Source organism: Erwinia sp. AnSW2-5, assembly GCF_045107195.1.
Taxonomy (GTDB): Bacteria; Pseudomonadota; Gammaproteobacteria; order Enterobacterales; family Enterobacteriaceae; genus Erwinia.
The window spans coordinates 129087-151102 of record NZ_JBJGXA010000002.1; the positions used below are offsets into that span (position 1 = coordinate 129087).

At 55.4% G+C, this 22016-nt stretch carries 22 protein-coding genes and 1 riboswitch; of the genes, 14 read left to right on the forward strand and 8 right to left on the reverse strand.

Annotation, left to right across the window (positions count from 1 at the left end; all coding sequences use genetic code 11):
- Positions 1 to 241 precede the first annotated feature (241 nt).
- Together ACFL9S_RS02220 and ACFL9S_RS02225 are read left to right on the forward strand one after the other, a co-directional pair.
- Positions 242 to 1087, forward strand: a complete 846-nt coding sequence (locus tag ACFL9S_RS02220; RefSeq protein ID WP_405260071.1) for a YPO3983 family protein — start codon at positions 242 to 244, stop codon at positions 1085 to 1087.
- Entirely contained in the window at positions 1071 to 1523 is a 453-nt protein-coding gene (locus tag ACFL9S_RS02225) for a DUF943 family protein (protein WP_405260072.1), read from the forward strand. The genes ACFL9S_RS02220 and ACFL9S_RS02225 overlap by 17 nt, the downstream gene beginning before the upstream one ends.
- A gap of 78 nt (positions 1524 to 1601) precedes the next feature.
- Here the strand turns inward: ACFL9S_RS02225 and ampR are convergent, their stop codons facing one another.
- Complete coding sequence (gene ampR, locus ACFL9S_RS02230) at positions 1602 to 2480, reverse strand: LysR family transcriptional regulator AmpR (RefSeq protein ID WP_405260073.1); 879 nt, start codon at positions 2478 to 2480, stop codon at positions 1602 to 1604.
- 134 nt (positions 2481 to 2614) lie between these two features.
- Between ampR and ampC the strand changes: the two genes are divergently transcribed.
- Complete coding sequence (gene ampC, locus ACFL9S_RS02235; protein ID WP_405260361.1) at positions 2615 to 3730, forward strand: class C beta-lactamase; 1116 nt, start codon at positions 2615 to 2617, stop codon at positions 3728 to 3730.
- Positions 3731 to 3786: 56 nt separating this feature from the next.
- Here the strand turns inward: ampC and ACFL9S_RS02240 are convergent, their stop codons facing one another.
- From ACFL9S_RS02240 to bioA, 4 genes are all read right to left on the reverse strand, one after another.
- Positions 3787 to 4263, reverse strand: a complete 477-nt coding sequence (locus tag ACFL9S_RS02240) for a kinase inhibitor (RefSeq protein ID WP_405260074.1) — start codon at positions 4261 to 4263, stop codon at positions 3787 to 3789.
- 12 nt (positions 4264 to 4275) lie between these two features.
- On the reverse strand, positions 4276 to 4956 hold the full coding sequence (locus tag ACFL9S_RS02245; RefSeq protein ID WP_405260075.1) for a type 1 glutamine amidotransferase domain-containing protein: 681 nt from the start codon (positions 4954 to 4956) through the stop codon (positions 4276 to 4278).
- Positions 4953 to 5999 carry an NADP-dependent oxidoreductase gene (locus ACFL9S_RS02250; protein ID WP_405260076.1) on the reverse strand — a complete coding sequence of 349 codons (1047 nt, stop codon included), beginning with the start codon at positions 5997 to 5999 and terminating at the stop codon, positions 4953 to 4955. The genes ACFL9S_RS02245 and ACFL9S_RS02250 overlap by 4 nt, the downstream gene beginning before the upstream one ends.
- A 90-nt stretch (positions 6000 to 6089) precedes the next feature.
- Positions 6090 to 7376, reverse strand: coding sequence for an adenosylmethionine--8-amino-7-oxononanoate transaminase (gene bioA, locus ACFL9S_RS02255; RefSeq protein WP_405260077.1), 1287 nt, complete (start codon positions 7374 to 7376; stop codon positions 6090 to 6092).
- A gap of 89 nt (positions 7377 to 7465) precedes the next feature.
- Between bioA and bioB the strand changes: the two genes are divergently transcribed.
- Genes bioB through bioD form a run of 4 tightly spaced genes read left to right on the forward strand, consistent with a single transcriptional unit; the run spans position 7466 to position 11051 of the window.
- Positions 7466 to 8497, forward strand: a complete 1032-nt coding sequence (bioB, locus tag ACFL9S_RS02260) for a biotin synthase BioB (protein WP_405260078.1) — start codon at positions 7466 to 7468, stop codon at positions 8495 to 8497.
- Entirely contained in the window at positions 8497 to 9648 is a 1152-nt protein-coding gene (bioF, locus tag ACFL9S_RS02265) for an 8-amino-7-oxononanoate synthase (RefSeq protein WP_405260079.1), read from the forward strand. The genes bioB and bioF overlap by 1 nt, the downstream gene beginning before the upstream one ends.
- Entirely contained in the window at positions 9632 to 10390 is a 759-nt protein-coding gene (bioC, locus tag ACFL9S_RS02270; protein ID WP_405260080.1) for a malonyl-ACP O-methyltransferase BioC, read from the forward strand. The genes bioF and bioC overlap by 17 nt, the downstream gene beginning before the upstream one ends.
- On the forward strand, positions 10383 to 11051 hold the full coding sequence (gene bioD / locus ACFL9S_RS02275) for a dethiobiotin synthase (protein ID WP_405260081.1): 669 nt from the start codon (positions 10383 to 10385) through the stop codon (positions 11049 to 11051). Before bioC ends, bioD begins: the two co-directional genes overlap by 8 nt.
- Positions 11052 to 11135: 84 nt before the next feature.
- On the opposite strand, the gene ACFL9S_RS02280 is transcribed toward bioD, so the two are convergent.
- Positions 11136 to 11852: an ABC transporter ATP-binding protein gene (locus ACFL9S_RS02280; protein WP_405260082.1), complete on the reverse strand. Its 717-nt coding sequence runs from the start codon at positions 11850 to 11852 to the stop codon at positions 11136 to 11138.
- A gap of 915 nt (positions 11853 to 12767) precedes the next feature.
- On the opposite strand from ACFL9S_RS02280, the gene uvrB reads away from it, so the two are divergent.
- Positions 12768 to 14792 (forward strand): excinuclease ABC subunit UvrB, encoded by a 2025-nt coding sequence (gene uvrB, locus ACFL9S_RS02285; RefSeq protein ID WP_405260083.1) that lies wholly within the window; start codon positions 12768 to 12770, stop codon positions 14790 to 14792.
- A 48-nt stretch (positions 14793 to 14840) separates the two neighbouring features.
- Here the strand turns inward: uvrB and yvcK are convergent, their stop codons facing one another.
- Positions 14841 to 15749 (reverse strand): uridine diphosphate-N-acetylglucosamine-binding protein YvcK, encoded by a 909-nt coding sequence (gene yvcK / locus ACFL9S_RS02290; protein ID WP_405260084.1) that lies wholly within the window; start codon positions 15747 to 15749, stop codon positions 14841 to 14843.
- A 166-nt stretch (positions 15750 to 15915) separates the two neighbouring features.
- Positions 15916 to 16051, forward strand: a riboswitch (molybdenum cofactor riboswitch).
- On the opposite strand from yvcK, the gene moaA reads away from it, so the two are divergent.
- The 6 genes from moaA (at position 16042) to ACFL9S_RS02320 (ending at position 19863) form a co-directional block, all read left to right on the forward strand.
- Entirely contained in the window at positions 16042 to 17028 is a 987-nt protein-coding gene (gene moaA, locus ACFL9S_RS02295; protein ID WP_405260085.1) for a GTP 3',8-cyclase MoaA, read from the forward strand. It overlaps the preceding riboswitch by 10 nt.
- 14 nt (positions 17029 to 17042) lie before the next feature.
- The gene (gene moaB / locus ACFL9S_RS02300) at positions 17043 to 17558 is read left to right on the forward strand and encodes a molybdenum cofactor biosynthesis protein B (protein WP_405260086.1); all 516 of its coding nucleotides are present in this window, start codon (positions 17043 to 17045) and stop codon (positions 17556 to 17558) included.
- Positions 17559 to 18044, forward strand: a complete 486-nt coding sequence (moaC, locus tag ACFL9S_RS02305; protein ID WP_405260087.1) for a cyclic pyranopterin monophosphate synthase MoaC — start codon at positions 17559 to 17561, stop codon at positions 18042 to 18044.
- Entirely contained in the window at positions 18037 to 18282 is a 246-nt protein-coding gene (gene moaD, locus ACFL9S_RS02310) for a molybdopterin synthase sulfur carrier subunit (protein ID WP_405260088.1), read from the forward strand. Before moaC ends, moaD begins: the two co-directional genes overlap by 8 nt.
- 1 nt (position 18283) lies before the next feature.
- Positions 18284 to 18736 (forward strand): molybdopterin synthase catalytic subunit MoaE, encoded by a 453-nt coding sequence (moaE, locus tag ACFL9S_RS02315; protein ID WP_405260089.1) that lies wholly within the window; start codon positions 18284 to 18286, stop codon positions 18734 to 18736.
- Positions 18737 to 18771: 35 nt separating this feature from the next.
- Positions 18772 to 19863, forward strand: coding sequence for a DUF1615 domain-containing protein (locus ACFL9S_RS02320; protein WP_405260090.1), 1092 nt, complete (start codon positions 18772 to 18774; stop codon positions 19861 to 19863).
- Between the two features lie 78 nt (positions 19864 to 19941).
- Here ACFL9S_RS02320 and ACFL9S_RS02325 read toward each other — a convergent pair whose 3' ends face one another.
- Complete coding sequence (locus ACFL9S_RS02325; RefSeq protein WP_405260091.1) at positions 19942 to 21888, reverse strand: methyl-accepting chemotaxis protein; 1947 nt, start codon at positions 21886 to 21888, stop codon at positions 19942 to 19944.
- Between the last annotated feature and the right edge of the window lie 128 nt (positions 21889 to 22016).

The window sequence follows — 22016 nt, forward strand, 5'->3', positions numbered from 1 at the left end:
TGACTAACTGTGATAGGGCAAGATGATAATACTAAATGTTACTAATGGTATTTTTACTATTTATCAATAACCATGATCTGTATTGCAGTTTTAGTTTTTATCATCATATTGATTTGGAAACACTGATGGCGAGCGATAAATTACGTTGTCGCTAACAGGCATATCTCTGCTCTGGCACCGTATCAGTACTGACAGGAAGTCAGCGTCAGGATGACTATTTTGTAAAAAAGGAGTGTTTTCAATGTCTGCATTATCTTTTCCCTGCACCATTTTCACTACCAAAAACCGTATGGATGACTTCGGCGCTAAGGATATGTGCTGTGGTGATTTAAGCGCGGAGCAGTTAAAAAGAGATTTTCAATTGTCAGATGTTTCCTACCGGGTGGATCCCTTTACGCTGACGAGAAAAAATTACCTGCAAGTGCCCGCTTACCGTGCATCAGCCTGGAATATGAAGTCGATTAGTAAACAGGAATGCACCAATATACTCTTTGACGAGCTTCGTGATTACGCAAAAGCCTTCTCTTTTTATGGTCCGTATCGCGATAACATTATCGAGATGATCACCCATATGCAGCATAAAAAGGGGCTGGATTTTAGCAGCTCGAGGCTGGATACGGCACTGAGAGAGCAGATACTGACAGACCAATCAAGAGAAAGTAGTTCGTGGTTGTTATTACAAAAGGCGCTAACAAAAAATATTGACTGGGAAAATTATTACTATCCCTTGAAAAATAAAGGAAAACTCACTGAAGCTATTGGAAAAAGCAGACTTCCAAAATTTGATCGCATCCAGGATCGGTTTAATGGCATGGGGATTAGCGTGCATGATACCTGGGCCACAAAAATAAGTATTAAGTCGCTAAGGATAGAAGGTAATCGCTTTCGTGCCGTTGTACATTATAAAGTTCAGGACCATTTCGGATTGGATAACCAGGATATACAAAACTGGAAATTTAGGGAGATCAGATTATTTCGCATCTGGTTTGTGCTTCAGCGCTATAGTCAGTTCGCTTTTAAACCATTTATGACCAATATGGAAGCTACTATTGAGATTACAGGTGATCGTGATGTCAAAAAAACATAATAAAATCATTATTTTACTGGCAGTTATTGCTGGGTTTTTATTATGGCTGTTCTTCCGCCCAATGAAAATAATCGCCGTTCATCACATGGAATACTATAGCATTATTTTAGTCGAAGATTATCCCTTCACGGATAAAGGTAAAATCGAATGGTGGCTAAAAAATAAATCGATGCTGAAAGCTAAATATGCTGTTCCTCATCCTGAAGCAGATGGGAGTTATAACGTGATATTATGGGATTTCGATGAAGGGTATAAAGAGGACGATGGATATGACAGTCTATGTTTTGATGATATGAAGCCGCCACTAAACTGTGTAGATAAAAATGCACTGATGACAATCAGTCGCGATAAATATAGCGTTACAGATTTCACTGTTGATGATGGAGTTTACGTCCTTAAGAAAAATGGTCTGATCGTCAAAACAAAATCAGATTAAAAATGTGGTTAACGCTGACCAAAAAAAGAGTGCTTATCCTGCGGGTGATGGCCATCTGGCAGGCCTGCTAACGCCTGATTACCCCTCTTTAAACTGTCTGCCAAGCCAGTCGGAGAACATGATCATAGCCTCACTTTCAGGCCGGGACTGCAATCGTGTCAGCCAATAGCCGCCGAGGTTGATCTCCGAGGTAAAAGGGCGAACAATTTTCTCTGCCTGTAGCAGATGATCAAAAATCTTAACCGGTGCAAGCGCAATACCAGCCCCCAGCAAGGCGGCATCTATCATGGTGAGCGAGGAGTCAAATATCATCACCGGATGCAAGGGCGAGGGAGGGGATTCGTGAATGCTTTGCAACCAGTGACTCCATTCATCGCGACGAAAAGATCGCAACAGCGTAAATTTATGCACGTCAACCGGTTGCTTTAACTGGCGGGCAATCTCGGGATGGCAGAGCGGTGAGAATGGTGCATCGCAAATTAACGATGCACCGGTGCCGTGCCAGGCACCATTACCGAAGCGGATGGTGTAATCGTGACCTTCGGCTGCGGGGTCGACGCGATTATTGTGTGTGGATAGCTGTAACTCGATATGCGGATGGTGGCGGTTAAAATCATCCAGCCGCGGTAACAGCAAACCGATGGCAAATGAGCCAACGACCCCCACTTTTAATTTTTCGCGCACTTTACCCGCAGAAAAACGTTCCAGCGTATTGGCAATACGATCGAAAGAATCATTCAAAACGGGCAGCAAATTTTCGCCTGCAGTGGTCAGCATCAGACCGCGAGAAATACGGATAAATAACGGGCTGTTCAGTTGCTGCTCAAGCAATTTAACCTGCTGGCTAATGGCCGCATGGGTCACATTCAGTTCAATTGCTGCGTTAGTAAAACTTAGATGGCGGGCAGCGGCTTCAAACGCTCTTAACGCATTGAGGGGAATATAAGGACGTGCCACAAGCTCACCTGTAAGATTTTCTTTTATCAGGTGTAATAATTAACAGTTTGTTGCTGTTTGTCAAATTGGGCAAACTGCCGGTTAATTAACAACACGGAAGATTAAAAATAGTGAAATTACGTTTTCAAGCTTTAATGGTGGCTGTACTGGCAGCGGGATACTCATCAGGCGCATTTGCGGCTCCTGATGTGGAAAGTACCGTGAATCAGGCCATTAAGCCCCTTATGGAACAGCAGAATATTCCCGGTATGGCGGTAGCGGTTTTCGTTAAAGGCAAATCTTATTATTTTACCTGGGGTATGGCAGATAAAGAGCAACATCTCCCGGTGACTCAAGACACTCTTTTTGAACTGGGCTCGTTGAGTAAAACCTTCACAGGCGTGCTGGGTGGTGTGGCGGTAGCAAAAGGAGAGATTGCGCTTAACGATCGCGCCAGCAAATATTGGCCGGTACTTAACCTGCCGCAGTGGCGGGACATTACGCTACTGCAGCTGGCAACCTATACGGCAGGTGGCTTGCCTTTACAGGTTCCGGATGCCGTGACTGACGAAGAAGGGTTAATCAACTTCTATAAACAGTGGCAACCTCAGTGGGCCCCCGGAAAGATGCGGCAGTATGCGAATAGTAGTATCGGACTGTTTGGATTGTTGGCAGTAAAACCAGCGGGATTGTCGTTTGAGCAGGCCATGCAACAGCGCGTACTGACGCCGCTAAAACTCACCCACACATTTATCACCGTACCCGATAGCGCCAAAAGTGCTTATGCGTGGGGTTATAAAGATGGGAAACCGGTACATGTATCGCCAGGTATGCTTGATGCAGAATCCTACGGAGTGAAGTCGTCAATAAAAGATATGCAGCTCTGGATGCAGGCCAATATGAATCCGCAACAGATTGGGGATGCAACGTTACAGCAGGCATTGGGGCTGGCGCAGACGCGTTATTATCGTACCCATGCGTTATATCAGGGGCTTGGCTGGGAAATGCTGGACTGGCCTGAGCAGTCAGCACTGGCAATTCAGGGCGCTGATAGTCCAGTGGCTCTCGGGCCGCAGCAGGTACTGGATGCTCGGTCAGCGCTGCGGGTGAAGAAATCATGGGTACATAAAACGGGGGCAACGGGAGGTTTTGGAGCCTATGTGGCATTTATCCCGCAACAGCAGATCGGTATTGTTATGCTGGCAAATAAAAACTATCCCAACACCTTACGCGTAAAAGCCGCTATGCAAATAGTGAAAGCACTGGAGTAAAGGAGAGGAAGGGGTATTGCGCCTGAATGACAATATCCCTGCCTCTTAAGCGAAAATTACGAGTACATCGCCGTAATGGATGCACTGTCCAGTGAATGGAAATGCACGTTAAAACCGACCATCGCGCCGCTGGCATTCTCATCCACTTCCAGCGCTTCAACGTCAATGGCATGAACGGTGAAGATATAGCGGTGGGATTCGCCTTTTGGTGGTGCTGCGCCGCCGTAGCCCGCGCTGCCGAAATCCGTGCGCGTCTGCACTGAGCCTGTTGGCAGATCCACTTTGCCAGAACCTGCACCTTCTGGCAGTTCACGCGTGTCTGCTGGCAGGTTCGCTACCACCCAGTGCCACCAGCCAGAACCGGTAGGGGCATCAGGATCGTAACAGGTCACCACAAAACTTTTGGTCCCTGCGGGAACATCGTCCCAGGCCAGATGTGGCGACAGATTATCACCCTGGTAACCCATGGCATTCAGCACCTGACGTTCCGGCAACTTATCTCCGTCGTTAAAATTCTGGCTGTTTAATTTCATGTCATCCCCTAATCATTGGTGTAGTAACTTCAGCAGCTCTTCGGCTGCCGCTGCCGAAGAGGCTGGATTTTGTCCGGTGACCAGATGGCCATCGGTCAGTACATAAACACCCCAGTTATCAGTGTGTTCAAACTGACCGCCAAGCTTCTTCAGCTCGTCCTCGACCAGAAAAGGTACCACATTCGTCAGGCCAACGGCGGCTTCTTCGCTGTTGGTAAACCCGGTCACCCGTTTTCCGGCAACAATCGGTGTGCCGTCGGGTTTTTTGGTATGGCGCAGCACGCCCGGCGCATGGCAGACGGCACCCACCGGTTTGCCGTTGGCAAACAACGTTTCGATCAGCTGAATACTGTCGGCACTTTCGGCCAGATCCCACAGCGGGCCGTGCCCGCCAGGATAGAACACCCCGTCAAACTCGCTGGCGTCGATCGTATCCAGACGTTGCGTATGGGCCAGCGCCTGCTGCGCCTCCCGATCGCTGCGAAAACGTTCGGTGTCACGGGTCTGTGCATCCGGCTCATCGCTCACCGGGTCGAGCGGGGGTTGCCCGCCCAGCGGCGAAGCCAGCACCACGGTGATCCCGGCATCAAGGAACACATAATAAGGCGCGACAAACTCTTCCAGCCAGAAACCGGTTTTATGGCCGGTATCGCCCAGTTTATCGTGTGAGGTTAATACCATTAACAGTTTCATGACGGTTTATCTCCTGCCACACGTACCACCAGCTTGCCGAAGTTTTTCCCTTCCAGCATCCCGATAAACGCCTCAGGCGCATTATCCAGTCCGTCGATAATATCTTCACGGAACACCAGCCGCTCTTCAGCGACCCACTGGCTCATCTGGCGGAAGAACTCATCAAAGCGATGACCGTAATCCTGCGTGATGATAAAGCCTTCAACGCGCAGGCGTTTTTTCAGGATGGCGCCTTGCAGCAGCGGCAGGCGGTCCGGTCCGGCGTGCTGCCCGGTGCTGTTATAGTCGGCAATCAGGCCACAGACCGGAATGCGTCCTTTGGTGTTCATCAGCGGCAGCACGGCATCAAACACTTTGCCGCCAACGCTTTCGAAATAGACGTCAATGCCATCGGCACAATGGCGGCTCAGTTGTTGGGCCAGGTTGTCATCGCGGTGATCGAGGCAGCGATCAAAGCCCAGCACCTCTTCGGCGTAGCGGCATTTCTCCGCACCACCGGCAATACCCACTACGTGGCAGCCCTTCAGTTTGGCAATCTGGCCAACAAGGGACCCAACGGCACCCGTCGCAGCAGCCACCACCACCGTTTCCCCCGCCTGTGGATTACCGATATCCAGCAGCCCCATATAGGCGGTGAAGCCCGGCATTCCAAGCATTCCCAGCGCCCAGGACGGGTGCTTCAGCACCGGGCCGCTGAGTTTCACCAGCTCCTCGCCGTTGGAGAGGGCGAAGTCCTGCCAGCCGCTGTAGCTGAGCACCCAGTCTCCGGCGGAAAAATCCGCGTGCTCAGAACGCTCGACAATCGATACGGTTCCGCCACACATCACCTCATTAAGGGCGACCGGCGGGACATAGGAAGGGGCATCGCTCATTCGTCCACGCATATACGGATCGAGCGACAGCCAGACGGTACGCAACAGTACCTGTCCGGCAGCGGGTTCAGGAACGTGCTGCGCCTTGAGGCGGAAATTCGCCGTGGTCGGTGCACCGTGCGGGCGGGAAGCCAGCAGCAGCCGACGGTTGGTCTGTTTATCTTGTGGCATGTTATCTCCTGTTTGCGGCAGCAGGCCGCGCAAAACCAGGTAAAAGCGTAGCGCATCGCGCTGAAGGCTGCCTGGAGACCGCCTCCATTGTTAACAATTAAACAGAGACGAATGTGCTACGGCAGCACTGACGGCGTCGGTAAGCTGTGTCAGCGCCTGTGGCGTGATCACGTAAGGCGGCATCAGATAAATCAATCGACCAAACGGACGGATCCACACGCCCTGTTCGACAAAGAACTGCTGCATCGCCGCCATATTGACGCTTTTGTGCGTTTCCACCACGCCAATTGCCCCCAGCACCCGCACATCAGCCACCCCTGGCTGCGTGCTCAGTGGTAACAGCGCCGTGCGTAGCTGCCGCTCAATGTTGGCCACCTGCACCTGCCAGTGGTGCTCCTGCAATATCGCGAGGCTCTCGGATGCCACGGCGCAAGCCAGCGGATTGCCCATAAACGTCGGACCATGCATAAAGCAGCCTGCGGCACCGTTGCTGATGGTGTCTGCCACCTCGCGCGTGGTCAGGGTGGCGGAGAGCGTCATGGTGCCGCCGGTCAGCGCTTTCCCTACGCAGAGAATATCCGGGCTGATGGCCGCATGTTCACAGGCAAACAGTTTGCCGGTGCGGCCAAACCCGGTGGCGATTTCATCGGCGATCAGCAACAGTTGATAGCGGTCGCACAGCTCGCGTACCCGTTGCAGGTAGCGCGGATGGTAGAAGCGCATACCGCCTGCACCCTGCACGATGGGTTCGAGGATCACCGCCGCCAGCTGGCGATGATGCTCAACAATCAGCGATTCCAGCGCATCGGCATCCTGTGCCTGCCAGGGGTGATCGAAACGCGGCGGCGCGGGTGCGAAAAGATGTTCAGGCAGATAACCCTGATACAGACTGTGCATCGAGTTTTGCGGGTCGCACACTGACATTGCCGCAAAGGTATCGCCGTGATAGCCGTTGCGCAGGGTGAGGAAACGCTGGCGTTTTTCGCCCTTCGCCTGCCAGTACTGCAACGCCATTTTCATCGACACTTCAACGGCCACGGATCCCGAATCCGCCAGGAATACGCACGCCAGGTTCTGTGGCGTCATCGCCACCAGACGACGACACAGCGCAACTGCCGCCGGATGCGTGATCCCGCCAAACATCACATGGGACATCTGCGCCATCTGCGTCTGCAAGGCCTGGTTGAGACGCGGATGGTTGTAGCCGTGGATCGCCGCCCACCACGAGGACATACCGTCCACCAGCTGGCGGCCATCCGCCAGTTCCAGCGAGGTGCCAGCGGCGGCGACCACCGGGTAACAGGGCAGCGGCTGGCTCATGGACGTGTAAGGGTGCCAGATATGCTCACGGTCAAAGGCGAGATCGTCAGGGGTCATAAAATCACTTGTAAACCAAAAATAAAAAATTTAGTTTACAAGTATAACCAGGCCGTGAAGACAAATGACAGACTTTTTTGGAGCAAGCAATGGCAACTCGTTGGACCCTTTCTCAGGCACAGGCGCTGTTTGATAAACCTTTTCTCGAACTGATGTTTGAGGCGCAGCAGACGCATCGCCAGCACTTTGACCCACGTCAGGTGCAGGTCAGCACGCTGCTGTCGATCAAAACCGGGGCCTGCCCGGAAGACTGTAAATACTGCCCGCAAAGCTCGCGTTATAAAACCGGGCTAACCTCCGAACGCCTGATGGAAGTGGAGGAGGTGCTCAGTTCGGCGCGCAAAGCCAAAGCGGCCGGGTCCGGGCGTTTCTGCATGGGTGCCGCATGGAAAAATCCGCACGAGCGCGATATGCCTTACCTCGAGCAGATGGTGCAGGGGGTGAAAGCGATGGGGATGGAAACCTGTATGACGCTGGGCACCTTGAGCCAGCAGCAGGCGCAGCGGCTGGCGCATGCCGGGCTGGATTTTTACAACCATAACCTCGATACCTCGCCGGAGTTTTACGGCAGCATTATCACCACCCGCAGCTATCAGGAGCGGCTGGATACCCTGGGCAAAGTGCGCGATGCCGGGATCAAAGTCTGTTCCGGCGGCATCGTCGGGCTGGGGGAAACGGTCAGCGATCGTGCTGGCCTGCTGGTGCAGCTGGCAAATCTGCCCACCCCGCCGGAGAGCGTGCCGATCAATATGCTGGTCAAAGTAAAAGGTACGCCGCTGGCGGATAACGATGATGTCGATCCCTTCGACTTCGTGCGCACCATTGCCGTGGCGCGCATCATGATGCCGCGTTCCCATGTGCGCCTTTCTGCCGGGCGTGAACAGATGAGTGAGCAAACCCAGGCGATGTGCTTTATGGCCGGAGCTAACTCGATTTTCTACGGCTGCAAGCTGCTGACCACGCCGAACCCCGAAGAGGATAAAGACCGGGTGTTGTTCCGTAAGCTGGGCCTGAACCCGCAGCATACGGAGACGGAAAATGGGGATAACGAGCAGCAGCAGGCGCTGGCAGCCCAGCTGATGACTGCCGATACCGATCTGTTCTACAACGCGGCGCTGTAATGAGCTGGTCACAACGTATTGAACAGGCGCTGACCGCCCGGCGCAGCAGCGGGCAGTACCGCCAGCGGCACCTCAGCCAGCAAGGGGATGCGCGCAGCCTGCGGGTCGCGGGGCAGGATTATCTGAATTTCTCAGCAAATGATTATCTCGGGCTTAGCCACGATGCCCGCATCATCAGCGCCTGGCAGCAGGGCGCTGCGCGCTATGGCGTTGGCGCTGGCGGCTCGGCACATGTGACCGGCTATCGTGCCCCTCAGGCTGAACTTGAAAGTGAGCTGGCCGACTGGCTGGGATACGAGCGCGGGTTGCTGTTTATTTCCGGATTTGCGGCGAACCAGGCCGTTATCACAGCGATGATGGCGAAGGAGGATAGGATCTTCGCCGATAAGCTGTGCCATGCCTCGTTGCTGGAAGCCGCCAGCCTTAACCCGGCCACGCTGCGGCGCTTCGCCCATAATCAGCCGTCGGCGCTGGCGCCGTTGCTGGCTCTGCCTGCGAACGGTGAAACGCTGGTGGTGACGGAGGGGATTTTTAGCATGGACGGCGACCGTGCCCCGCTGGCTGAACTGCACCAGCTCTCTCAGGCGCAGGGCGGCTGGCTGCTGGTGGATGATGCACACGGTATCGGCGTCTGCGGCGAGCAGGGGCGTGGCAGCTGCTGGCAGCAGGGCGTGAAACCGGAGCTGCTTATCGTCACCTTCGGCAAAGCTTTTGGCGTCAGCGGCGCAGCGCTGCTGTGCAATGAAGAGACCGCCGAGTACCTGTTGCAGTTTGCCCGTCATCTGATTTACAGCACCGCGATGCCGCCTGCGCAGGTCTGCGCACTGCAGGCGGCCCTCGGCTGCATCCGGCAAGGTGACGATCTGCGTGAGCAGCTCGCGGTCAACATTCGCTACTTCCGTCAGCAGGCGGCCGGTTTGCCCTGGTCGCTGGCAGCGTCCGACAGCGCCATCCAGCCGCTGATGGTTGGCGATGAACAGGCGGCACTGAGGCTGTCGCAGCGGCTGCGCGATCGCGGCTGCTGGGTCAGCGCCATTCGTCCTCCAACCGTACCGCCGGGAACATCACGTCTGCGTATAACCCTCAGCGCGGCGCATCGTACTGAGGATATCGATCGGCTTCTGGAGGCCCTGCATGCTGCAAACCGTTGATAAGCACGCTGTGGCGGCCGCCTTTGGGCGCGCGGCTCATTGCTATAACCAACATGCGGAACTCCAGCGTCAGTGCGGCGAGCAACTGATGGCGCTGGCACGTCCCGGTCATGCCTTGCAGGTGCTGGATGCTGGCTGTGGTACCGGCTGGTTCAGTCAGCGCTGGCGTGCTGCCGGGCATCAGGTCACTGCACTGGATCTGTCGGAAAAAATGCTCCAGCAGGCGGCGAACCACCACGCAGCTGACCATTACCAGCGCGGTGATATCGAGGCGCTGCCGTTTGCCGATGCCAGCTTTGACCGCAGCTGGAGCAATCTGGCCGTCCAGTGGTGCAGCGATTTACCTCAGGCGCTGCGTGAGCTGCAACGGGTAACGAAACCGGGCGGGCAGGTGCTGTTCTCCACGCTTGCCGCCGGATCGCTGGCTGAGGTGCAGCAAGCCTGGCAGGTGCTCGGGCGTGCAGCACCGGTTAACGCGTTTGCCAGCCTGAACAGCATTGAACAGGCGGCGGTGGGGAGTGGGCTGACGCTGGTCCCTTACCGACTGACGCTGGCTTTCCCGGATGTCCTGAGTCTGCTGCGTTCGTTAAAAGGCATCGGTGCCACCCATCTGCATCAGGGGCGCGAAGAACGGCCACTGAGCCGCGGGCAACTGCAACAGCTTGAGCTGGTCTGGCCGCGCGATGTGCTCGGCTGCCTGCTCAGCTATCAACTGGTTTCAGGAGTGATTGAACGTGAGTAAACGCTGGTTTGTGACCGGAACCGATACCGAAGTGGGAAAAACCGTCGCCAGCTGCGCGCTGCTTCAGGCAGCAAAGGCCGCGGGCTATCGCTGTGCGGGCTATAAACCGGTTGCGTCCGGCTGTGAGATGACCCCGGAAGGGGTGCGTAACGAAGATGCCCTGGCATTGCAACGCTACAGTGCGGTCAGGCTGCCCTACGACGTGGTGAATCCGCTGGCTTTTGTTGAACCCACCTCACCGCATATTATCAGCGCCGAGGAGCAGCGGCCGATTAGCGCACAGCAGCTCTCTGCCGGGCTTGAGGCAGTAGCACAGCAGGCGGATTGGGTGCTGACGGAGGGCGCAGGCGGCTGGTTTACGCCGCTGTCGGACAGCCTGACGTTTGCCGACTGGGTGCAGCAGATGCAGCTACCGGTGATTCTGGTGGTGGGGGTGAAGCTGGGGTGTATCAACCATGCGTTGCTGACCGCGCAGGCGGTACAGTCGGCCGGGTTACCGCTGGCAGGATGGATTGCGAACGGCATTCAGCCGCCGGGCAAACGGCATCAGGAGTATCTGGCTACGCTGACACAGCGCATTCACGCACCGTTACTCGGTGAGATCCCGCACCTGACCGGGCAGGGGAGAGAGGATTTAGGGCGGTATATTACGTTGCCTTGAGGCTTGCGGGCGGACCGGAAAAGAAGGTCCGCCCCTAATCTACCTTGCTGGGATTGACCCTTTTTCGCGGTCGACCCGCCGTTATTACACCGTCAGCCATGTATTCACCATGCTTTCGTCCAGTTGGGCCACTTTGCCATGAGCGACATTGCGCCCGCGATGCAGCAACAGGAAGTAGTCGGCCACGCGGCGAATAAACGACAGACGTTGCTCCAGTAGCAAAATCGTCATGCCGAAGTCGTGATTCAGACGATGGATCAGATTGCCCATCTCCTCCTCCAGCCAGGGTGACATCCCCTCCGTCGGTTCATCCAGAATCAGCAGCTTCGGTTGCAGTACCAGCGCACGTGCCAGCGCCAGCTGCTGTTGCTGACCCATCGGCAGTTCGCCGCTGCGCTGGTGGCGCAAAGAGTAAAGCGCCGGGAACAGATCGTAAACCATCGGCGGGATCGCACGGTGGCGCTCCATACCTGCACCGGCCAGCAGGGCGATTTGCAGGTTCTCTTCAACGGTCATCTGCGAAAAGATATGACGCCCCTGCGGGACATAGCCAATCCCCAGTGAGGCACGTTTCTCCACCGGTTGCAGCAACAGATCCTGCGGCGGGCCGTTATCTTCCTGCCAGATCATGGAGCCGCTGTTGATGGGCAGGTGCCCCATAATGCAGTTCACCAGCGTGGTTTTACCCATTCCCGGCTGACCGATAATACCGGTGCAGGTGCCGGGTTGCAGATCCAGGTCAACGTCCCACAGAATGTGGTTTTGCCCATAAAATTGATTAATAGAACGTAAACTGAGCATCTGACACTCTCCTTCAGACAGTTATCGATCGCACCTGTTTTGCTTACGCTCTTTGTCGTCAGGCAAACAAGTCCGGCATTGAAAAAAATGCCCGCGGCTTAGTGCTTCTCGCTTTGGCGTAATGAACGCGTGAGGCGGCACGGATATAGCTTGCAAATAGCAGGCCAGTTCGGAAAAAGGCCAAAAACACACAAAGTGGTAACATTTACGGCCCGTATTGGTCAGCGGCGCTAAACAATGACGGACGGCAAACAGCGCACTGCACCGGGTCAGTGCCGCAGGTGAAACGGTCATGGTGCAACTGCCATGTAAAATGGCAGAGGCAAAAATGGCGAGCGATAAAACGGAAGGGGCTGGTGGGTCAAAACGGTGCATAACTTGCCCTTTTATCCTCGCAACTGCCCCCTTTCCGTGACGAAAAAAAAGCAAAAAAAAATATTTGGCAGCCGAAAGGGTACGTGGGGACGATTTATACACATCAGACGGGTCAGGCGCTGAAAACAGTTATCCACTATTCCTGTGGATAACCTTGTGCATTAACGTCTGAAAACCTGCGCAATGCGAGAGCGGACGGGGCTTCGGCTCGGGTTGGTGCGAAACTCGGCTTGTTGGTAAAATTCATTTAAATCAATAGTTTATTTAAAATCAATACAGGTAAATACCCTGGGTTGCTCCGTCAGCGCTTTTGCCTGGGGGCTATTGACAAATGTTAAAAAGCTAAACTATCTGGGGATAAGCCTTTCCGGCACTTTCCGCATACGTTTGCGCAACGGGCGGCAAAAGTGCAGCGTGGCTTTTCTCTCAGGTCGTGTGAGAAATACCTGGGATTTTATCCAGCCTTTTTTTCTGGCAAAATCGTCACGGCAGAGTAGAATTACAGTCCGGTTCGCGTCCCTCTTCATCAGGTAGCCTGTTATGAGCAAAGTTTTTAAACTCAACTCCGATTTCAAACCTTCTGGCGATCAGCCGGAAGCGATTCGTCGCCTTGAAGAGGGGCTGGAAGATGGCCTGGCGCATCAAACGCTGTTGGGCGTCACCGGATCAGGCAAAACGTTTACTATTGCCAACGTGATTGCTGACCTCAATCGGCCGACTATGGTGCTGGCTCCGAATAAGACACTCGCCGCACAGCTTTACGGCGAGATGAAAGAGTTTTTCCCCGACAACGCGGTGGAATACTTTGTCTCTTACTACGATTATTACCAGCCTGAAGCCTATGTCCCCAGTTCTGACACCTTTATCGAGAAAGACGCCTCGGTAAACGAACATATTGAACAGATGCGTCTTTCTGCCACCAAAGCCCTGCTCGAACGGCGCGATGTGATTGTGGTGGCCTCGGTATCTGCGATTTACGGCCTGGGTGACCCGGACCTCTATCTGAAGATGATGCTGCACCTGTCGCGTGGCATGGTGATTGACCAGCGCGCTATCCTGCGTCGTCTGGCCGAGCTGCAATACACCCGCAACGACCAGGCTTTCCAGCGCGGCACGTTCCGCGTGCGCGGTGAAGTGATCGACATCTTCCCGGCGGAGTCTGACGACTACGGGCTGCGCATTGAGCTGTTTGATGAAGAAGTCGAGCGCTTATCCGTTTTCGACCCGCTGACCGGGCAGATTGAATCGGTGGTGCCGCGTTACACCATCTACCCGAAAACCCACTATGTGACCCCGCGTGAGCGCATTCTGCAGGCGATGGAAGAGATCAAAGTGGAGCTGGTCGACCGTAAGCAGGTGCTACTGGCCAGCAATAAGCTGCTGGAAGAGCAGCGCATCAGCCAGCGAACCCAGTTTGACCTGGAGATGATGAACGAGCTGGGTTACTGCTCGGGCATTGAAAACTACTCCCGCTATCTTTCCGGGCGTGGCCCAGGTGAAGCACCGCCTACGCTGTTTGACTATCTGCCTGCCGATGGCCTGCTGGTCATTGATGAGTCCCACGTGACGATCCCGCAAATTGGCGGGATGTATCGCGGTGACCGGGCGCGTAAAGAGACGCTGGTGGAGTACGGTTTCCGCCTGCCATCAGCGCTGGATAACCGCCCGATGAAGTTTGAAGAGTTTGAAGCGCTGGCTCCGCAAACCATCTATGTATCCGCTACCCCTGGCAACTATGAGCTGGAGAAATCGGGTGGGGACGTGGTGGATCAGGTGGTGCGTCCCACCGGCCTGCTTGACCCGACCATTGAGGTGCGCCCGGTGGGGACGCAGGTTGACGATCTGCTGTCTGAGATCCGCAAACGCGTGCTGATTAACGAGCGCGTACTGGTCACCGTGCTGACCAAACGTATGGCCGAGGATCTCACCGAGTATCTGGAAGAGCACGGTGAGCGCGTACGTTACCTGCACTCGGATATCGATACCGTGGAGCGCGTGGAGATTATCCGCGACCTGCGCCTCGGTAAGTTTGATGTGCTGGTGGGGATTAACCTGCTGCGTGAAGGGTTGGATATGCCCGAAGTGTCACTGGTGGCGATCCTCGATGCGGATAAAGAGGGATTCCTGCGTTCCGAGCGCTCACTGATCCAGACCATTGGTCGTGCGGCGCGTAACCTGAACGGTAAGGCGATCCTTTACGGTGATAAAATCACCCCGTCGATGGCGCGTGCGATCGGTGAAACGGAACGGCGTCGTGAAAAACAGGAACAGCACAACCTTGAGAACGGCATTGTCCCGCAGGGCCTGAATAAGAAGATTGCCGATATTCTGGAGCTGGGCCAGGGGCTGGCGAAGAACAAAGCGAAGGTGCGCAGCATGAAAGGGCGCAACATTGTGGAAGACGATCCCGAGTATGTTGATCTGTCGCCGGGTGGATTGCAAAAACGCATCCATCAGCTGGAGGCACAGATGCAAAAACACGCACAGAATCTGGAATTCGAAGAAGCCGCCCAGGTGCGCGACCAGCTGCACAAGGTGCGCGAACTGTTTATCGCGGCATCGTAAAACCACGGTCCCGTAGGGGGCGACCATTTGTTCCGGTCGCCCCGTGCCTTACACCATAGCCTGCACCGCGTGCTCCAGCGCCTGACGTAGCAGCTGGCGATCGTGGCGATAGGGAATATCCCCGGCCTCCAGCGGCTCCTGAATAATCAGTCGCCCGTCAAGTTGGCTGCTGTCGACTTTCGGCCCCAGCACCAGCGCATCAATCACGCGTTTACCTATCGCCTTCTCCATCATCACCAGCTTATCGGCAACCGTCAGCTTCGCGGCTGCCGGGCTGAGTTCCTTCCCGAGATTACCAATAAACACCATCGTGGCAGGTGTGCGGCGCAGGGCCTGAGCAATTTCTGGCAGCAGCAGTACCGGCATCAGGCTGGTGTAAAAACTGCCCGGACCAATCAGGATCAGGTCGGCTTCGCCAATCGCCTCCACCGTTTCACGCGTGGCGCTGACGGTGGGGGCCAGCATCAGCTCCTGCGGCGGCCGTATCATCTGGTCAATTTCGGTTTCGCCGTATACCAGATGGCCTTCATCATCCATCGCCACCAGGTCAACCGGCTGCTCGGACATCGGGATCAGGAACGCATCGACCTTCAGCAAATTGCGGATCAGATTGATGGCCTCAAACGGCCGGACGCTGAGGTGATCGAGCGCTTTCAGCATCAGATTACCGAGGTTATGCCCCGCCAGTTCGCCATTACCGGTAAAACGGTACTCAAACATCGCAGAGGCAACGCTCGGTTCGGCGATCAGTTGATTCAGGCAGTTACGCATATCACCCCAGGCGATACCGCCTTCCGAGCGCCGTATACGCCCGGTGGAACCGCCATTATCGGTGGTGGTGACAATCCCGGTCAGGCGGGAACCCAGAGGTGAAAGGGCTGACATCACACGGCCCAGACCGTGTCCTCCCCCTAATGCCACTACACGGTCGAGGTCAGCTAAAGTGCGATTTCGCATAATATCCATTCGTCATGATGATGAAACTGTTATGAGCACTATTTTACGCTATACGTCCGCGAAAATGCCGGGAAAATACGTTATGTATAATAATATATAGCGAAACACTGCGCTGGTAACCCTGTTGTATTAGCGCTAACATTTGCCCTACCACGGTTTACCGATGTTCGGTAAATCACACTTAAGCCCTGATACCTGTGTCCTCATGGATATGGTGTCCTGGCCGCAACCGCTGAGTTGCCAGGGTGCAGAAAGAAATGACTGCATCTCCCTATCTGGAAAGGTGTCACAGGTGCCACAATTTACTGATAACTTCGCGCGCAGGTTTTATTACCTGCGCCTGTCGATCACCGACGTGTGCAATTTTCGTTGCACTTACTGTCTGCCCGACGGTTACAAACCGCAGGGCGCGCAGAACAAAAGCTTCCTGTCGCTGGATGAAATCCGTCGCGTCACACGCGCCTTTGCCGCAGCGGGTACTGAAAAAGTGCGTCTGACGGGCGGTGAACCGTCGATGCGCCGTGATTTTACCGAGATCATTGCGGCCGTGCGTGAAAATCCCTCCATTCGCCAGATAGCCCTCACCACCAACGGTTATCGCCTGAAGCGCGATATCACGCAATGGCGGGCTGCCGGGCTGACGGCGCTGAATGTCAGTATCGACAGTCTGGATGCACGCCAGTTTCATGCCATCACCGGGCAGGATAAATTTGATGACGTAATGCGCGGCATTGATGCGGCCTTCGACGCCGGATTCAGCAAGGTCAAAGTCAACACCGTGCTAATGCGTGACGTTAATCATCAAAGCCTTGATACCTTCCTCGACTGGATCCGCACCCGCCCGATCCAGCTGCGCTTTATCGAACTGATGGAAACCGGCGACGGTGGCGCGCTGTTCCGCAAACACCATGTTTCCGGCCAGGTGATCCGCGACCAGTTACTGCAACAGGGCTGGGTGCAGCAGCTGCGCGCCCGCAGCGACGGCCCGGCGCAGGTATTTTGTCATGCGGATTATCAGGGTGAAATTGGCCTGATCATGCCGTATGAAAAAGATTTTTGCGCCAGCTGCAACCGTCTGCGCGTCTCTGCCACGGGAAATCTTCATCTCTGCCTGTTTGGTGATGGCGGCGTGCCGCTGCGCTATTTGCTGGCTGATGACAGCCAGCAGGCTGAATTACAGGCGCGCATTGCCGGTAGCCTGACGACCAAAAAAGAGACGCACTTTCTCCATCAGGGGAATACCGGCATTACCCAGAATCTCTCATTTATTGGTGGTTAACCTAAGGAGTTTATATGGGCAAAGGATCAACAGATTTTATCCCCCTTAATGTGGCGGTGCTGACCGTCTCCGATCGCCATACTGCTGAGACTGACAGCTCTGGTGACTACCTGCGTGAAGCGCTGGCCGAGGCCGGGCACCACGCGGTGGAAAGCGGCATTGTGGCGGATAACCGCTACCAGATCCGTGCCGACGTTTCGCGCTGGATCGCCAGCCACGATGTGCAGGTGGTGCTGATTAACGGCGGCACGGGGTTTAACGAGAAAAATACCACGCCGGAAGCGCTGCTGCCGCTGTTCGACCGTGAGATTGAAGGCTTTGGCGAATTGTTCCGCATGATCTCCTATGAGGATATTGGCACCTCCACCCTGCAATCACGTGCGGTGGCGGGCCTGGCCAATAACACGCTGATCTTCGCCATACCAGGGTCAACCGGAGCCTGTCAGCTCGCATGGGAGCGCATCATTCAGGATCAGCTCGATGCCCGCACCCGTCCCTGCCACTTTGTTTCGCATGTGAAGAAGCCGTAAATGTCTCAGTTAACGCATATTAATGCCGCCGGAGAGGCGCATATGGTGGATGTTTCCACCAAACAGGAAACCGTGCGCGAAGCACGGGCGGAAGCGTATGTCGTCATGCGCCCTGAAACGTTGCAAATGATTATCGACGGCAGCCACCACAAAGGGGATGTGTTCGCCACGGCGCGCATCGCCGGGATTCAGGCGGCCAAACGCACCTGGGAGCTGATCCCGCTGTGCCATCCGCTGCTGCTGAGCAAGGTCGAAGTGTCGTTAAGCGCTGAGCCTGAACATCACCGGGTGCGCATTGAATCGCTGTGCCGCCTGACGGGGAAAACCGGAGTCGAAATGGAAGCGCTGACCGCCGCATCGGTCGCTGCATTAACGATTTACGATATGTGTAAAGCCGTGCAGAAAGATATCACCATTGAGCAGTGTCGCCTGTTAAGCAAAAGTGGCGGCAAATCCGGTGATTTCCAGGTGGTGCCCCATGATTAACGTGCTGTTTTTCGCCCAGGTGCGCGAGCTGATCGGCACTGACCGTCTTGAGCTGCCAGCGGAATATCACAATGTAGAAGCCCTGCGCAGCCAGCTGGCACAGCAGGGCGATCGCTGGGCGCTGGCGCTGGAGCCCGGCAAGCTGCTGGCGGCGGTCAATCAGACGCTGGTATCGATGCAGCATCCTGTTCGTGCCGGGGATGAAGTCGCCTTCTTCCCGCCGGTCACCGGAGGCTGAAATGGACACCCGTATTCGTGTGGGCAGCGCGCCCTTCAGCATGAGTGATGAGTATCAGTGGCTGGCAGAATCCGACCTCGACGGTGCCGTAGTGACATTCACGGGCAAGGTGCGCAACCACAATCTGGGGGATAACGTTAGCGCCCTGAGGCTGGAGCACTATCCCGGAATGACCGAAAAAGCGCTGGCTGAGATTGTCGATGAGGCGCGAGCGCGCTGGCTGATGCAGCGTGTGACGGTGATCCATCGGATCGGTGAGCTGTTCCCTGGCGATGAAATCGTGCTGGTGGGCGTCAGCGGTGCGCATCGCGGCGCGGCCTTTGCCGCCGCCGAATTTATTATGGATCAGCTAAAAACCCGTGCCCCATTCTGGAAACAGGAAGCTACCGCCGAAGGTGACCGTTGGGTCGCCGCGCGTGACAGCGACCATCAGGCTGCCGACCGCTGGAAATAGCGCGTTTATCACTTTGACCTGCCTTGAGGATTTTCATGCGTTGTTTTTCCCTGCATCATCTTCTGCCGCTGGCCCTGCTGGTGCTGGCGGGCTGTAGCCATCAGCCAACGGACAAGGCCTCTCAGCCGCGCCCGACCGATGTAAAAGCCGATATTGCCCGCCTGTTACCTGCTGGCATCAGCGATCGCCAGGGTTGGGCGCAGGATATTTTCGTGGCCTTTAACAGTCAGAATATTGCGCCTGACGTCAGCAATATCTGCGCAGTCATTGCGGTGACCGGGCAGGAATCTAACTTCAGTGCCGATGCCACCGTGCCGGGTCTGCCCAATATTGCCTGGGCGGAGATTGATCGCCGTGCCGGGCAACTGCACATTCCGTCCTTCCTGGTGCGCACCGCGCTGATGATCAACTCACCGACCGGCAAAAGTTACGTCTGGCGTCTGGATCACGTTAAAAGTGAGAAAGAGCTGAGTGCGGTGTTTGATGATTTTATCGATATGGTGCCGATGGGGCAGAAGCTGTTTGGCAACCTGAACCCGATCCACACGGGCGGGCCGATGCAGGTCAGTATTGCCTTCGCGGAAGCCAACGCCAAAGGGTATCCGTATCAGGTGGAGGGCGCTATCCGTCGCGAAGTCTTTTCCCGTCGGGGAGGCATGTGGTTTGGCACCCGGCACCTGCTCGGCTATCCCGCCAACTATCCGTCTCCGCTGTACCGCTTTGCTGACTTTAATGCCGGCTGGTACGCCAGCCGCAATGCGGCATTTCAGGCAGCGGTGTCCCGCTTAAGTGGTATTAAGCTGGCGCTGGATGGTGACCTGATCAACTACGGATCTGACAGTGCAGGCTCGACCGAGAAGGCGGTACGTACCCTGGGTAAGCGGCTGGATTACAGTGACCGGGCGATTCGCCGGGCGCTGGAAAAGGGCAACAGCATCGATTTCGAGAAAACCGATCTGTGGAAATCCGTGTTTGCCCTTGCTGAGAAAGATGCCGGTAAAAAGTTGCCGCGCGAAGTGTTGCCGGGCATCAAGCTGGAGAGTCCGAAGATTACCCGTAATCTCACCACCGCGTGGTTTGCCCAGCGGGTGAACAGTCGATATCAAAGTTGTATTGATCGTCATTAACAGGGACGGACATGCCCGTCCCCAACTGTTTTGCGTAGGGGCTGACCTTCTTTTTCGGTCAGCCCGTAATCACCGATCTCACACCGATTGCAGTTTGAAAATCTGTACCGTCTGCGCCAGCGTCTTCGCCTGATCTTCCAGCGAAGCAGCGGCTGCGGACATCTCCTGAACCAGCGCGGAGTTCTGCTGCGTTGCGCCGTCCATCTGGTTCACAGCGACCGTCACCTGACCAATACCCTGTGATTGCTCATCTGAGGCATGCACGATCTCCCCGATAATCGTTTTCACTGAGTTAACGGCCTGGGTCATCTCCTGCATGGTTTTCCCGGCGCTCTGCACCAGCGTTACCCCGTGATTAACACGCTGGGTTGATTCGCTGATCAGGGCAGAAATGTCCTTCACTGCGTTGGCACTGCGCTGGGCCAGACTGCGTACTTCTGCCGCAACGACGGCAAAACCACGCCCCTGTTCCCCGGCACGTGCGGCTTCAACCGCCGCGTTCAGCGCCAGGATATTGGTCTGGAAGGCAATGCTGTTGATAATGCTGGTGATGGCACCGATTTTCTGCGAGCTTTCATCGATCTGTTGCATGATCTGCACCACCTGCGACACCAGATGCTCACCGCGTTGGGCAATATCCGTGGCATTTTCGGTCAGTGCCGTGGCCTGATGGGCGTTATCGGCGTTGTGTTTTACCGTTGCCGTTAACTGTTCCATGCTGGCCGCTGTCTCTTCCAGCGCAGCCGCCTGCTGTTCGGTACGGGAGGCGAGATCAAGGTTGCCGCTGGCAATCTCTTCTGCACCCTGGCGCACGGAATCGCTGGCCGAGATAATCTCACCGACCATATTGCGCAGCTGATGCTGCATGGTCTGCATGGCGAAGAAGATACTTTGCTGATCGTTCTCTTTTACCGGGATGTTGGCGCTGAGATCGCCTTCCGACACGGCCAGGGCGATATCGGCCGCCTGACGGGGTTCACCGCCGATAGGCGTTGCTACTTTGCGGCTGAAGATCAGGCCCAGCACACCGCACACCACAAAAATACTGATCAGCATCATCGCCAGTGCGTACATCAGCTGGCGGTTAGCGGCAGCCATCACCAGATCAACCGGAGCGACCACGCTGAGATACCAGGAGGCTTTGCTGTTACCGATAGTCACCGGACGCCAGGTTTGCAGCACCTTTTCGCCCAGTACCGGGTCAAAACGTTCGATCATTTTGGTGGTAAACCCGTCCGTTTCGCCTTTGTACTGCTTTCCGGCATCCGCTTTGTTGGGGCTGGAAACCACTTTACCGGCGGTGGAAATCAGCATGGCATAGCCGCTGCCTTCCCAGGGTTTGATTTTGCTGACACGCTCTTGCAGCGAGGCGAGAGAGATATCAGAGGTGGTAATCGCTTTTAATTTACCGTCATCGATAATCACCGCAGAAACCGAGGTGAGCAGGGTAGGGATGCCGTTGTAGGCGTAGCTGTAGGGTTCGGTCAGGGTGTCGCGCTCAAGTTTGCGCGGCACCAGATAATATTCACCCTGTCCGGGTGTCAGGAAGGATCCCATCAAGTGCGATTTATAGTTTCCGGCCTGGTCACGGTCAACAAAACGGGCAAAACGCCCGCCGGGCGGTGAGTCTGGCTGGCTGGCGAACTCGGCATCGCGCCCGTCAAAAGCATCGGGTTCAAACACCACCGACATCGACAGGTAGTTTGGGTTAAGTTTCAGGGAGTAGATCATCTGCTGCTCTGCAACAGCACGATCGCTGATGCCGGAGGCGCGCAGGGCGACCAGGCTCTGACCCATAGAGGTGGCAACAGTACGGGCATAATCCAGTTCATTCTGTATCCCCAGTGCCTGGCTCTGGGCGATCTGACCGAGATATTCCTCTGCCAGTTTTCTTTGCTGCTGGCTGGACTGCCAGCTGAGCAGGCCAATGGTCACGCTGAAACCGAGGGTAATCGTCAGCACCCCGGTCAGCAACATCAGTGTACGGGTGCTCATTTTCTTTTTTGGAACCGACTGACTTTGCATGTGACTTCCCCCGATGTGGCAGTAATGTGAACGCTATGTGACTTCCTGTAACTAAATTTCCCTGTGAGCGATCTATCGGCAGAAGCAGCACAATCTTTATCCGCTTATTCTCTCACCCTGTAATAAGT